The organism is Janthinobacterium sp. SUN026 (assembly GCF_030397625.1).
GTDB lineage: Bacteria > Pseudomonadota > Gammaproteobacteria > Burkholderiales > Burkholderiaceae_D > Janthinobacterium > Janthinobacterium kumbetense.
In genome coordinates this window covers 496424-509851 of record NZ_JAPQNU010000001.1, presented here as the reverse complement: position 1 = coordinate 509851, position 13428 = coordinate 496424, and the positions used below count along the sequence as shown (strand labels likewise).

Sequence of the window (13428 nt, the reverse complement as noted above, 5' to 3'; positions counted from 1 at the left end):
ATTATTGTATAGATAATTTACAAAGCACGGCGACACGCACGGTTGCGCTATAGGTTTCCCCACAACAACACTACGACAGCTTTTTCGCCAGCAGCACGGCATTGCGCCGGTCGCGCTCGGCTTGCACGATGTCCGCCGTGCGCGCTTCCGACAGGCCCACCGTGTGCAGCACGGTGGCCGTCAGCTGCAGCGCCGATTCCAGCGCCTCGGGCACGACCAGGGTGGCGCCCGCCTGTATCAGGGCCACGGCATGCGCCTCGTCGCGCGCCCGCGCATACACGGGCAGCTGCGGATATTCGCGGCGGATCGATTTCACGGCATGCAGCACGGAGGCCGCATGGTCCATCGTCAGCACCACGGCGGCGGCCCGGTCCGCATTGACCTTTTGCAACAATTCCGCGCGCGACGCATCGCCGAAATACACGGGGAAGCCGCGCGGATGCAGGGTCGTCACCAGGCGCGCATCATTTTCAATCGCCACATACGCGATATCCTGCTCCGTCAGCACCTTGGCCAGCAACTGCCCCACCCGGCCAAACCCGGCGATGATGACGGTGCTGCCCTGCGGCGGCGGCGCGCCGTGCGCCAGGTCGGCCAGCTGATGGTGGTGGCGCTGCTCCCACCAGTTGCCGAAAGCGCGCGCCGCCTTGGCCAGCGCCGGCGTGGCAAACAGGCTCAGGCCCACCACCAGCATGACGAACTGCGCCACCTGTGGGCCGATCAGCTTGGTACCCAGCGCATACGCGACGACGATGAAGGCGAATTCGCCGCCCTGCCCCAGCAGCACGCCCGTTTCCACGGCGCGCCCCCAATGAAAGCCGCCGATGCGGAAAATCACGCTGATGACGAGGGTTTTCAGCGCAAACAGGCTCAGCACGGCCAACGGGATCAACACCGGCGACTTGAGGATTTCGCGCACGTCGATCTGCATGCCCACGGACATGAAGAACAAGCCCATCAGCAAGCCCTTGAAGGGCTCGATCGTCACTTCCACTTCGTGGCGGAATTCCGTTTCCGCCAGCAGCAGGCCGGCCAGCAAGGCGCCCAGCGCCATCGACAGGCCCGCCAGGTAAGTCAAGCCCGCGATGCCCAGGGTGCTGAGCAGGGTCAAGGCCATGAACACGTCGGGCTGGCGTTTCTTGACGAAAAACTGGAACAGCGGACGAATCACGCGGCGCCCCAGCAGATAGATGAGCAGGATGGCGCCGGCCGATTTCACGGCCGCAAAGCTGAGCAGATACGCGAGATCGTCGCTGCGCCCGCTGGCGAACACGTCGATCAGGATGAACAGCGGCACCACCATCAAATCCTGGAACATCAAAATGGAAAAGCCCGCCTGGCCGGCCGGCGTCTGCAGCGAACGCTGGTCGGTCAGCAGCTGCATCACCACGGCCGTCGACGACAGCGACAGCACCAGGCCCAGCACGATGGACGCTTCCAGCGACAGGCCAAAGTAATACGCGACGCCGCCGATCAGGCAGGCGCTGACGGCCACCTGCCCCACGCCCGCGCCGAATACCCAGCGCCGCAGCGCCCACAGCCGTTCCGTCGACAGTTCCAGGCCGATCATGAACATCAAAAACATCACGCCCAGCTCGGCCAGGCCGCTGACCTGTTCGGCACGCACGAACGAGAAATACGTCAGCCACGTGAAGTCGCCCGCCCACAGGCCGAAGCCGAACGGGCCGAACAGGGCGCCGACGGCCAGGAAACCGAGGACCTGGTTGACTTTCAGGCGTTGCAATAACGGAATAAAAATCCCGGCCAGGGCGAGAAACAGCAGGGTTTCCCGCAAATACGGTAAGGCGTGTTGCTCTTCCAAAATAATCCTAACTAAATATCATTCATGCTGAATTGGTCGTGTCGCATGCGCGGCCATGGCAAAGTAAGTGCACACACGATATTTTGCCACAAGGCAACAAATTCGCTACGGACGTACCTCTTGCGGCGGCGCCAGCATGTCCGCGCGGGGGCGGCCCCAGCCCGGCACGTAGGCGGGACACGGCCGGTTGCGGAACTGCTGCAGTTCGACGGTCGTGAAATTAGGCAACATGCCGGGGTTGAAGCGCACGTCCGTCAGCTTGTCCGCATTCAACCTGGGCATGCGGGCAAAGCGGAACCAGGCGTCGACATAGCAATTGTCTTCCTGCAAGGCACGCAAGGCGGCCAGGCTACCCTCCGCCTTGGCCGACACGGCGATGCCGGGCGCCAGCTGCTGGCCTTGCTTACCCGTTTCCACCAGGCCGGCCGGGCAGGCGGCGGGCGCCAGCGCATCCGGCAGCAGGCTCAGGGTGCCGCGCCGCAAGGTGTACACGTCCGTCTTGCTGTCGAGCGAGACATAGATCCAGCACAGCGGGTTGCTGGGGAAGGCCGTCATCGCCACGTCCCACACGCGCGTGCCGGGATCGAGGCGCTGCACGGCCGCCTCGATGCGCGCACGGCCGAGGGCCGACGCCACACCCTGCGTGCCGATGAACGTGGCGGCCAGCGCGAAGGCCAGCAGCAGCGGTCCGCGCCCCCGCTCGCCAGCCCGCCCCTGCAGCACGGCCAGGACCACGCCCAGCCCCAGCAGGATGAGCAGCGAAGCGGGCGCCAGATAGGTTTTATAGGTGAAGAAACACAGGGCCGCCGTCAACCCCGCCAGCAGCACGCTTTTGACGATGCCGTAGTGCAAGGACATGATCACGGGCACGCCCAGCAGCACCCAGAACATGGGCTCGACAATGAAGACCATGTCGCCATACAGCCAGCGGCTGTCAAACGGATAGAACGGGTGCAAGCCATAGGAATTGAGGAAATCCATGCCCATGTGCAGGCAAAAGCCCAGCAGCAGGCAAGCGGCCAGGCCGATGCGGGCGGGTACGCTGCTTTTCAGCAGCCGGCGCGCGCCGGGCCACAGCAGCCACAGCAAGGCCAGCAACAGCAGCGCCTGCGGCAAGGCCAGCAGCAAGGTATGCGTATGGCCGCGGTGGTGCAACATGTAGCCGAACGGGCGCGGCAACAGCCTGGTCAGCACCAAGTCCAGGTCGGGCGCGTTGCTCGCAAACCATGCCGAAAATAAAAACAGCGCGCGCCGGGTGCGCTGTGCGGGGGCCTGCGGCTCGGGCGGCAGGCTGCGGTGTACCAGTTCGCCGACCCCGAGGCCGATGACCGAATGCGTAATATTATCCATAGGGCAATTTTACAGGATGCCCGCCCTGGCGTGCTCTTGCACGACTGCCTGCGCGACAAAGCTACAGCTTCTCCAGCTCCGGGCCACGCATGCCCACCAGCAAGGCGCGGCCGTCGGGCAGCACGCGGAACTCGCCATAGCGGGCCTTTTCCCAGCGCGCCGCCTCGCCTTCCTTGAAGAACCAGGCATCGCTGACGAGCACCCAGTTCCCATCCTTCGGCGTCAGTTCGAGCAGGAATTCGCCGGGCGCCAGCGCCTCTTGGGTGTACGGGCGCAGCAATTCCGCCACGCCGCGCGCATCGCGCATCGCCACCACGAGGGGCCTGCCAGGCGCCCGGTCCACGCTGGCCAGGGTGGACAGGACGCCCAGGTTGACGAAATTGAGGCGCATGTAGTCGCCCTGCATCAGCGAGCGGGGATCGACGGGTTCCAGCGCCACGAAGATCGCTTGTCCTTTGGCAATCAGCTGCTCTTTTTGCCAAATGCCGCCATTGGCGACCAGCAACACCAGCAGCAAGCCCCCCAGCACGCCCAGGCGCGCGGCGCGGTGTTCAAGAACCACGCCCGCCGGTTTGCTTTCCACCAAATGCAGCACGGCGCCGCGCGTGGCCAGCCACGACAGGGCGCACAACAGCGCGCCGGCCATGGCCAGCAGCGCCGCCTTGCTGGCCAGCGGCCAGGCCAGCTGGTAATAAAAGCTGCCGAGTATCCACGCCGCCGCCAGCGCGGCCGCCACGGCCACGCGCGAACGCCCGCTCGTCAAACAATACGCGAGGATCAGCAGCACGGGCCCCAGCGCCGGCATGAACCACGCCAGCACGATCAGCACCAGCGCCACGCCGATGGCGGGCAACTGGCGCAGCGCCGGCCAGCGCCATCCCGCCCAGGCGGCAGCCGCCGTGGCCAGCACGAGCGATACCCCATTCAACACTTGCGCATACCAGGCAACGGCCTGGTGCCGGGTCGCTTCGCGCGCCACGTCGCCGACAATACCGCCGCCCAGCGCGCCGCCCAGCATGAAGGTCATGCCGGACCAGAAGACCAGCCCCAGCAAGATTGCCAGGACCCACCCCGTCGACAGCGATTCCAGGAAGGCGGCGATGGACGCGCCGCGGCCATCGTTGAAGGCCTGCTTTTGCAGCCAGTGGGCGCCCAGCCAGAATGCCAGGGCCAGCATCCAAGCGCTGTACAGCTGCGTGGGGTCGTTCTCGAAAATCCAGTCGCGCGTGCTATCGATGATGCCCAGCCCCAGCAAGCCGCAGGCGACCAGTCCCAGCAGCACGCGCAGCCAGTCGCGCGGCAAGGCGGCGGCCGTCAGCAGGCACGCCAGGCACATCAGCAGCGACGCCGTCTGCGTGGCATAGTCGCGGAACAGGGCATAGCCGAGCAGGCTGCCGCCCACCAGCAGGCATGGCACGGCCAGTTGCTCGACAAACAAGGCCACGCCGCGCGTGCGGATCAGCAGCACGGCCACCACCAGCACGATGGCGGCCACGACATACGCGCCGGGGCCGTGGCGCACGACGCTTTCCAGTCCCGCGCCTAGCGCCAGGACCAGGGGGATGGCGGCCAGCCAGGCGCCGAGGGCCGTCATCAGTACCAGCGGCCACGGCCGCACATCCTGCACGGGACGGGCGGCGCCGGACGGCAACAGGCCGGCGCGCGTGGCGTCGTCGATCAGGGTGGCGAGCGCATCGGCTCGCTGACTATTGATATGGCTCATGCCGCCTCCCGGCGCGTGCGCCACAAAATGCCTTGCACGGTGAGCGCCAGCAGCACGGCCGCGAACAAGCCCAGCATCACCAGCCTGCCGATGCCATCGCCATTGCCGCCGCCATGGAACAGCACGTGCCCCAGTCCCCACACCAGCAAGGTGTTCAGGCCCAGCGCGACGGCGCTCAGGCCGAACACGTCAAAGAACTGGCGCGTGGCCAGCAGGACGCCGGCGACGGCCAGCAAGCCGAGACCGGCCCAGTACGGCGATTCGATCTCGCTGCCGAACAGGGCGCTGACGGCCGTGCCCGTGATGAGGAAGGTGGCCAGCACCAGGCCCAGACGCAAGGCCCAGTTGCCCGCGCCCGTCCAGCGCGCCAGCAGGGGCGAGACGAACGCACAGCCAGCCAGCACGGCCAGCCAGCCGCCGATGAAAATGGGCAGATCGGCCGAATCGACGCGCCAGCTGTTGTGCGCATGCGCCTGCATCCACAGGGTGGCGGCCGTCGACAGTATCAGCATCCACGGCGTCCACAGCACGTCGCTGCGGGCCACCAGGCACAGCGGCAAGGCCAGCGCGGCCCACAGGGCGAACAGCTGCCACGGATCGGCGCCCGTCTGGTACGTTTGGCCGAAATACGCGAACAGGCCGCCGATGGCCAGCAAGGCCAGCAGCAGCAAGGGTACGCGCGCTTTCGGCACGGCAAACGCACCCACGCAGGCGGCCGCCAGCACGCCTTGCAGCAGGGCAAAGCGGCCCATGCGGCCCAGGTCTTCCCAGTTGGCGGCCACCCAGCAGATCAAGCCCATGCCCAGCAGCACGGCGCCCAGCACGGCCACGCCACGCGGCAGCCAGTAGGCCAGGCGCGCCGGTTCGCGCTGGAAGCCGGCCACTTCCTGCAGCTGCCGGGTTTGTTGAGCATCGAGCGCATAGTCCGAGGCGAGTTGGTACACGGCGAGGCGTAAATCCATCGTCTGCTTTCAGGTTGATTGGTCGTAAGAAAGCGTCAGCGCTCGACGCTGACGCCGCGCCAGAAGGCGACGTGGCCGGCAATTTGCTTGGCGGCATCCTTGGGCTGGGGGTAATACCAGGCCGCGTTGGCATTCGTCTGGCCATCGACGACGAGATCGTAATAGCTGGCCGTGCCCTTCCATGGGCAGATGCTCGTGTGGCTGCTGGGACGCAGGTATTCCTGCGTCACGGTAGCTAAAGGAAAATACACATTGTTTTCAACGACTTGCACCTGCGCATCGGTGGCTTGCGCGATGACGGCGCCATTCCAGCTGGCTGTTGGCATTTGACTATCCTCCTTCTGCGCCGAGTGTAGCGCAAAAAGTCCGCCATGGCGCGCGCCATTGGCGCCCCGCTCAAGCGCCGGCGATGATCTGGCGCAAGGCTTGTTCGAACACTTCGGGAGGTTGGCCGCCGGAAATCAGGTGACGCTCGTTGATGATGACGGCGGGCACCGAATTGATGCCGTTCTGCTGGTAGAACTGTTCCTGCGCGCGCACCTCGTCCGCATACGCGCCGGAGGCCAGCACCTCGGCCGCTTTCACGCCATCGAGCCCCACCTTGCCGGCCACGGCCAGCAGCACCGCGTGCGAGGACGGATCCTGTCCCTGCGTGAAATACGCATCGAACAGCGCCATTTTCAATGCCTTCTGGCGCCCTTCCAGTCCGGCCCAGTGCAGCAGACGGTGCGCGTCAAACGTGTTGTAGATGCGGCCGCGCTTGTCCATGGCAAAGGTAAAGCCCAGCTGTTCGCCGCGCGCGCGAATGGCTTCGCGCGATTGCGCCATCTGTTCCGGGGTGGAGCCGTATTTGCGGGCGATGTGTTCGCCGACATCCTCGCCTTCGGGCGGCATGTTGGCGTTCAGCTCGAAGGGCTGGAAGTGGATGTCGGCCTGGACGGTGCCTTGCAGCGTGTCCAGTGCCTGCTCCAGCGATTTCAGGCCGACCACGCACCAGGGGCAGGAAACGTCGGAAACGAAATCGATACGGATGGGGGTAGGTGTGGCGGAAGAGGTGGAGACAGTCATGGTGGGCAGCCTTTGCGCGAGTCGGTGGCGGCCGCACCGCGCGGCGCCGCAAGCACAGCATATGCGTGCGGCCCGCGGGAAATCAAGCGCTTACTTTTTCTTGGCGGGCGCCTTGGCCCCATCCTTCTTGCCGCCGATCTTGCTTTCCTTGCCAGAGAGCAAGTTCGCGATGTTCTGGCTGTGGCGGTAAGCGAGCAACACGCTCATGACGATGACGGCCAGCAAGATGGGATCGACGCCGAACAGCAAGCCATAATAAAACGGCGCGAACAGGGCCGCCACCAGGGCTGCCAGCGAGGAATAGCGGAAGGCATAGGCGATGATCAGCCAGGTGGCCAGGGTCGCCAGGCCCAGCCAGGGATTGATGCCCAGCAACACGCCGAGGGCCGTGGCCACGCCCTTGCCGCCGACGAAGCGGAAGAACACGGGCCACAGATGGCCGAGGAAGACGGCGATGGCGACCAGGGCCACGGCCGTGTCGCCCACGCCCAGCGCAGTGGCAAAATGGTCGGCCAGGAACACGGCCAGCCAACCCTTGGCGCCATCGCCCAGCAGGGTCATGATGGCAGCGCCCTTGTTGCCGCTACGCAGCACGTTGGTGGCGCCCGGATTTTTCGAGCCATAGGTGCGCGGATCGGCAATGCCGTAGACCTTGCTCATCACCACGGCAAACGATATCGAGCCGAGCAAGTAAGCGGCCACTGTCATTGCCACGGTTGTGATTACTGGATTCATTTCTTCCCTTTATTGTGTTTATTGCACCAGCATCGAGGCTGGCGCAGCAGAATATACACCAGCGCCCCGTCCAGGGACAGGGCGGAGCCCCGCTTTCTTGCTCTCTTAATCCTGCAAGGCGCACTGCACCGGTTTGGCTTGCAACAAATCAACGAGCACCTGCGGCGCCAGCGAGACGAGGAAACCGCGCCGCCCGCCATTGATATAGATGCGCTCGAGCGCCAGGATGGATTGCTCCACGTACACGGGCATGGCCTTCTTCGTGCCGAAGGGCGAGGTGCCGCCGATCATGTAGCCGGAATGGCGCTGCGCCACTTCGGGCTTGCATGGCTCGACGGACTTGCAGCCAATGCCACGCGCCAGATTCTTGGTCGACACCTTGCAATCGCCATGCATGAGCACGATCATCGGCTTGGCCGCCTCATCCTGCATCACCAGGGTCTTGATCACCGCGTGTTCGGGCACGTTCAATTCGCGCGCCGAGACGCTGGTGCCGCCGTGCTCCTCGTAGGGATACGGATGTTCTTCGAAGGAAACTTGATGCTTGCGCAGCAACTGCGTCGCCTGGGTTTCGGAAATATGCTCTTTTTTAGCCATGCGTGATACGCTGATCGTTCAGTGAGGAGTGCTAATTATGCAGGAAGAAATCCGCTTTGCCACATTCAATGTCTGCAACCTTGCCCCCGCCGGGGCGAAATTGTATGACAACCTGGAACCGTTGAGCCCGGCGCAATACGAAGCCAAGGCGGAATGGACGGCGCGGCAAATCGACCTGCTCGACGCCGACGTGATCGGTTTCCAGGAAATTTTCTCGCAAGCTGCCCTGCGCGACGTGCTGTCGCGCACGCGCCATTACCGCGCAGCCACCCTGGCCGGCTACGATGCCATCGATGCCGCCGGACGCATGCTGCCCACGGTGGCGCTCGTGTCGCGGCTGCCGCTGGCTGGCGCCGGTGTTGCCTGGGCGAATTTTCCCGCCGGCGTGAGCGTGCCTGCCGAAGACGATGCTGGCCGCTTCGCCCGCGCGCCGCTGCATGTCCAGGTCATCTTGCCTGGCGGACAACTCACGGACGTGGTCGTGGTGCATTTGAAATCGCGCCGCCCCGACTACCGCCATGGCGACGGCAACGATGCCACCGCCTACGCGCTGGCCAACCTGCGCTCGCTGCAGCGGCGCGGCGCGGAAGCCGTGGCCCTGCGCGTGCTGGCAAGCGAACTTGGCCACAGCGGCCGTCCCCGCATCGTGCTGGGCGACTTCAACGACATCGCCAATGCCGTCACCACGGCCATCGTCATGGGCGCGGGCGCACCGTGCGAAGCGGGTGCCGAGATGCGCGAACGCCTGTACGACGCCAACGCCATCCAGCAGCGCCAGGACGCCCTGCGCCACGTGGGCTACACGAATATCCACGACAGCGCCTACATGACGATCGACCACATCCTCGTTTCCGAACATTTTCATCCCGCCTCGCCGCGCGCCATCGGCGTGCTGCAGGAAGTGACTTATCTCAACGACCATCTGCTGCTGGGCTTGCGGCACGCCTCCGACCATGGCCAGGTGCTGGCACGCATCAAGCTGCTGGGAAATATTGACTAAATCAACTGCTAATTAAGCAACTTCGCCAGCGCGCTGCCCTCCACTTGCGCGCTGGCATAGCGCCCCTGGTATTGCTGGCAGCCCTGCCCCCGCAGATACGCCAGCTGCTGCGCCGTCTCCACGCCTTCGGCGATCACCGTCAATTGCAGCTCGCGCGCCATGGCGATGATGGTGGCGGCCACGGCCGTGTCGGACTCGCCCGCCGCGCCGTCCGCCGCGGCGGGCAGGAACGAGGGGTCGATCTTGAGTTTATCCACCGGGTAATGGCGCAGATTGGCCAGGCGCGAATAGCCGGTGCCGAAGTCGTCGATGGCCAGCCTGGCGCCCAGCGCGCGCAGTTGCGCCAGCACGCCGGCCAGGCGCGCGCCGCCCTTCATCAGCAAGGACTCCGTCACTTCCAGTTCCAGGCAGCCGGCAGGCAAGCCCGACACGGCCAGCGCCTCTTGTACGCTGAGCAACAAGTTATTGTGCAGACATTGCGCCGGCGACAGATTCACGGCCACGCGCCAGGCATGGCCCGCGTCGTGCCAGGCGCGCGCGCGCAGGCAGGCGTGGCGCAGCACCCAGTTGCCTATCGACACCATCAAGCCGCACTCCTCGGCCACGGCGATGAAGCGCTCGGGCGGCAGCACGCCCAGTTGCGGGTGGCGCCAGCGCAACAGCGCTTCGGCGCCGACGATCTGCCCGCTTGCGACATCGAGCGCAGGCTGGAATTCCAGCACGAATTCCTCGCGACCCAGCGCCTCGCGCAAGCCTTGCTCCAGGCTGGCCCGCTCGACGATCTGCGCATTCATCTCGGCATTGAAAAACTGGAAATTGTTACGCCCGCTTTCCTTGGCGTGGTACATGGCGATGTCGGCGTTATGCACGAGGCTATCGATGCTGTCGCCATCGCTGGGAAAGATGGCCACGCCGATCGAGGTGGACACATGCAATTCGTATTCACCCAGCTGATAGGGCTGCGTGACGGCATGCAGCAAGCTGGACGCCACGTGGGCCACCTGGTCGATGCCGCCCACCTCGGCCAGGATGATGACGAACTCGTCGCCGCCATGCCGGCTGACCGTATCGACGCCGCGCACGCAGCGCACCAGGCGCCGCGCCACTTCCTTGAGCAGCAAGTCGCCCACGTGGTGGCCCATGCTGTCGTTGATGTGCTTGAAGTGGTCGAGGTCCAGGTACAAAATGGCCAGCATGCTCAGCTTGCGCCGCGCGGCCGCCAGCGCCAGCGACAGCCGGTCCAGCAACAGCACCCGGTTCGGCAAGTCGGTGAGGAAATCGTGCTCGGCCAGGTGGCGCGTGTGCTCCTCGTTTTTCTTGCGCTCGCTGATATCGCTGAGGATGGCCAGATAATTGCTCAATTGCCCCTGCGAATCGCGAATGGCCGTCAGTGACAGCCAGGCCGGGTAGCGCCCGCCCGCCTTGCGCTGGCCCACGATGTCTCCTTGCCAATATCCGTTATCTCCGACTTCGTCCCACACGTGGTCGAAAAACGCCGGCGCGTCCGGTTCCGCGCCGTGCAGGACGAAGGGCTTGCCCAGCATGTCGTCCAGGCTGTAGCCGCTGATCTCGCTGTACGCAGGATTCATGCTGACCACGCGCTGCTGCGGGTCCAGCACGACGATGGCTTCGCGCGCATGCTCGACCACCTGCGCCGACAGGTACAGGGCCCGCTCGGCAAGTTTGCGCGAGGAAATATCCCGTATCACGGCGTAAAACAGATAGGTGTGGTCGAGCGTGACGGAAGTGAGCAGCACTTCGCCCCAGAACAGCTCGCCCGCGCACGTCTGGTAGCGCCAGTCATAGCGGCAATTGCCGTCCGCGTGGGCCTGCGCCGCCAGTTGCGTGCCCCGCAACGCTGACAATTCGCCATCGGGCTGGCGCAAGGGCGAAAAATCGCTGAGGCGGCGCCCCAGCAGCCGTGGCCGGTCCTCGCATTGAAACAGGACGATGGCGGCCGGATTGGCGTCGGCGATATGCTCGTCACGCAGCAGCAGGATGGCATCGGCGGATTTCTCGTACAACTGGCAGAAATTGTCACCCATCAGCAACAAGGCGCCCTGCGCGGCGGCGCCATCCTGGCCGCTGGCCGTGATGTCGACGTCGATGCAGACCACTTGCCGCACTCGCCCGGACTGGATGACAGGAAACACGGTGGAACAGATGCAGCGCGGCGCGGCCCCATCGGCGCCGAGCTTCCACAGGCGCGTGCTGCGCGCCTTGCCGCTTTCCCACACGGCCGCCAGTTCGCCGGCAACCTCCTCGGCCAGGGTGGCATCCGGCAGCGAGGCGGCCACCCTGGCCCACGGCTGGCCCAGCGCCAGCTCGGCCGTCACGCCATACAGGCGCGCCGCACCCAAGCTCCAGTAGCGCACGATGCCATCGCGGTCGATGCCGCGCACGGCCAGGCCCGGTGCCTGCTCGACGGCGGCAACGATGATGGACAGCAAATCGAGCGCCTTGCCGGCCGCTCCCGCCTGCGGTTCGGCAGCGGCCAGCAAACGGCCCGGCGACGGGGCGGCTCCGGCAATCCGTTCAGACATCAGCCCCCCGTGGCGCGGCCGCACGGCAACCGGCGGGCGAATGGCCTGTCCGGTGGCGCAACCATCCCACCCATTCTTGCGCGCCGGCGAATCGGCTTCTTGAGGATGCGCAAGCATCGTGACGTGCAAGGCGTCGATGCCGGCAGTGTCTTTGGTCGCCGTTTTTTGCATTCCAGCCCCGATTTTGTGCAATCTGTCGCACGGCGATGGCGGCCGGGCTGGATTCTTCCTAAAGTGGCAACATGCGCATCGCCGTGAACGGCTGCAGCGGCAGGCGTGTTGTCTGCGGCCGCCACGGTGATACGCTACCCGAATTCCCCCGGCCAGCGACAGGCCGGGTCCGCACCGAGACCTGGCGCCGAACCCCTGCGCCGCTCCTGACCAAAAATACCTATGAAAAACGAGACCCTGCCCCCCGCCTCTCCCCTTGCAGCCACGCGCCGCCGGCGCTGGCGCACCCCCGTGCTGATCCTGGTCGTGCTGGGCCTGGCCGGCGGCGGCTGGACGGTGATGCAATCGAAGCAACAAGCCGCCAAGGCGGCCGAACTGCAAGCGAGCAAGAAGAAGGAGCAGGCCAAGGCGCCCGTGCATGAACTGGCGCAGGGCGACGTGGCAGCCATCGCGGCGCGCGCGCTCAGCATCAGCTTGCCCCTGTCCGGCTCGCTGGCCCCCGTGACCCAGGCCACCATCAAGGCCAAGGTTTCCGGCGTGATCCAGGAAACGACCTTGCAGGAAGGGCAGCAAGTGGCGAATGGGCAAATCCTCGTGCGCCTGGACGCGGCCGACCTGCGCGCCCGCCTGACGCAGCAGCAAGCCATGCTCGACGAAGCGCAGGCGCGCTTGTCGATGGCCAGCAAGAATGAAGCGAACAGCCAGGCCTTGCTCAAGCAAAAATACATTTCGCAGACGGCGTACGACACGACGCAAAACTCGGTCGACCTGGCGCGCGCCAACGTCAAGTCCGCCGCCGCCATGGTCGATATCGCCCGCATCGCGCTGGCCGATGCGGTGATCCGCGCGCCGATGGCCGGCATCGTCAGCAAGCGCCACCTGCAGGCCGGGGAAAAAGTCTCGCCCGACATGCCCGTCTACACCATCGTCAACCTGGCGCAGCTGACCCTGGAAGCGCCCGTGCCCAGCGCGGAAATCCCCCGCATCAAACTGGGCCAGGACGTGCACTTCAAGGTCGACGGCTTCGGCGCACGCGACTTCGCCGGCAAGGTCACGCGCATCAACCCCACCACCGAGAGCGGCTCGCGCGCCATGCTGGTCTACATCGCCGTCGACAATGGCGACGGCGCGCTGCGCGGCGGCATGTTCGCCAAGGGCAGCATCGTCACCGAACGGTCAAACGTGGCGCCGCTGGTGCCGTTGACGGCCGTGCGCAATGAAAAGCAGGGCCCCGTCGTGTATGCGCTGGTGAACAACAAGGTGGTCGCCCAGCCAGTTACCCTGGGCCTGCGCAACGAAGATGAAGGCTATGCGGAAGTGACGTCCGGCCTAGTGCCGGGCGCGAAAGTCATCATCGCCAGGCTCGATGGCGTCAAGCCGGGCCATGGCGTGACCTTCGCCGCACCGGCCGCCGCCCCTGCCGCGCCGGCAGCCGTGCTGGCACGGAAGGATTAAGC

General features: G+C 65.5%; 11 protein-coding genes. 2 read left to right on the top strand and 9 right to left on the bottom strand.

The features are described from left to right. Positions 1 to 70 precede the first annotated feature (70 nt). From OX459_RS02390 to ybaK, 8 genes are all read right to left on the bottom strand, one after another. On the bottom strand, positions 71 to 1822 hold the full coding sequence (locus OX459_RS02390; RefSeq protein WP_099666623.1) for a cation:proton antiporter: 1752 nt from the start codon (positions 1820 to 1822) through the stop codon (positions 71 to 73). A gap of 105 nt (positions 1823 to 1927) precedes the next feature. Next, on the bottom strand, positions 1928 to 3172 hold the full coding sequence (locus OX459_RS02385) for a metal-dependent hydrolase (RefSeq protein WP_289903647.1): 1245 nt from the start codon (positions 3170 to 3172) through the stop codon (positions 1928 to 1930). Positions 3173 to 3233: 61 nt separating this feature from the next. After that, positions 3234 to 4895, bottom strand: coding sequence for a GDYXXLXY domain-containing protein (locus tag OX459_RS02380; protein ID WP_289903645.1), 1662 nt, complete (start codon positions 4893 to 4895; stop codon positions 3234 to 3236). Further along, positions 4892 to 5857: a DUF2157 domain-containing protein gene (locus OX459_RS02375; RefSeq protein ID WP_289898858.1), complete on the bottom strand. Its 966-nt coding sequence runs from the start codon at positions 5855 to 5857 to the stop codon at positions 4892 to 4894. The genes OX459_RS02380 and OX459_RS02375 overlap by 4 nt, the downstream gene beginning before the upstream one ends. A 35-nt stretch (positions 5858 to 5892) precedes the next feature. Continuing rightward, positions 5893 to 6183 carry a DUF427 domain-containing protein gene (locus OX459_RS02370; protein WP_077408361.1) on the bottom strand — a complete coding sequence of 97 codons (291 nt, stop codon included), beginning with the start codon at positions 6181 to 6183 and terminating at the stop codon, positions 5893 to 5895. Between the two features lie 70 nt (positions 6184 to 6253). Further along, on the bottom strand, positions 6254 to 6925 hold the full coding sequence (locus tag OX459_RS02365) for a DsbA family oxidoreductase (RefSeq protein ID WP_289903644.1): 672 nt from the start codon (positions 6923 to 6925) through the stop codon (positions 6254 to 6256). Between the two features lie 90 nt (positions 6926 to 7015). Further along, positions 7016 to 7660 (bottom strand): glycerol-3-phosphate 1-O-acyltransferase PlsY, encoded by a 645-nt coding sequence (gene plsY / locus OX459_RS02360; protein WP_257218863.1) that lies wholly within the window; start codon positions 7658 to 7660, stop codon positions 7016 to 7018. A gap of 105 nt (positions 7661 to 7765) precedes the next feature. Then, entirely contained in the window at positions 7766 to 8257 is a 492-nt protein-coding gene (gene ybaK / locus OX459_RS02355; RefSeq protein WP_251351753.1) for a Cys-tRNA(Pro) deacylase, read from the bottom strand. Positions 8258 to 8294: 37 nt separating this feature from the next. Here ybaK and OX459_RS02350 point away from each other — a divergent pair, with 37 nt between their 5' ends. Beyond that, on the top strand, positions 8295 to 9257 hold the full coding sequence (locus tag OX459_RS02350; RefSeq protein ID WP_099666615.1) for an endonuclease/exonuclease/phosphatase family protein: 963 nt from the start codon (positions 8295 to 8297) through the stop codon (positions 9255 to 9257). Positions 9258 to 9265: 8 nt separating this feature from the next. Here the strand turns inward: OX459_RS02350 and OX459_RS02345 are convergent, their stop codons facing one another. After that, positions 9266 to 11800, bottom strand: a complete 2535-nt coding sequence (locus OX459_RS02345; protein WP_289903643.1) for an EAL domain-containing protein — start codon at positions 11798 to 11800, stop codon at positions 9266 to 9268. Positions 11801 to 12193: 393 nt separating this feature from the next. Between OX459_RS02345 and OX459_RS02340 the strand changes: the two genes are divergently transcribed. Then, positions 12194 to 13426, top strand: coding sequence for an efflux RND transporter periplasmic adaptor subunit (locus tag OX459_RS02340; protein WP_289903642.1), 1233 nt, complete (start codon positions 12194 to 12196; stop codon positions 13424 to 13426). Positions 13427 to 13428: the final 2 nt, after the last annotated feature.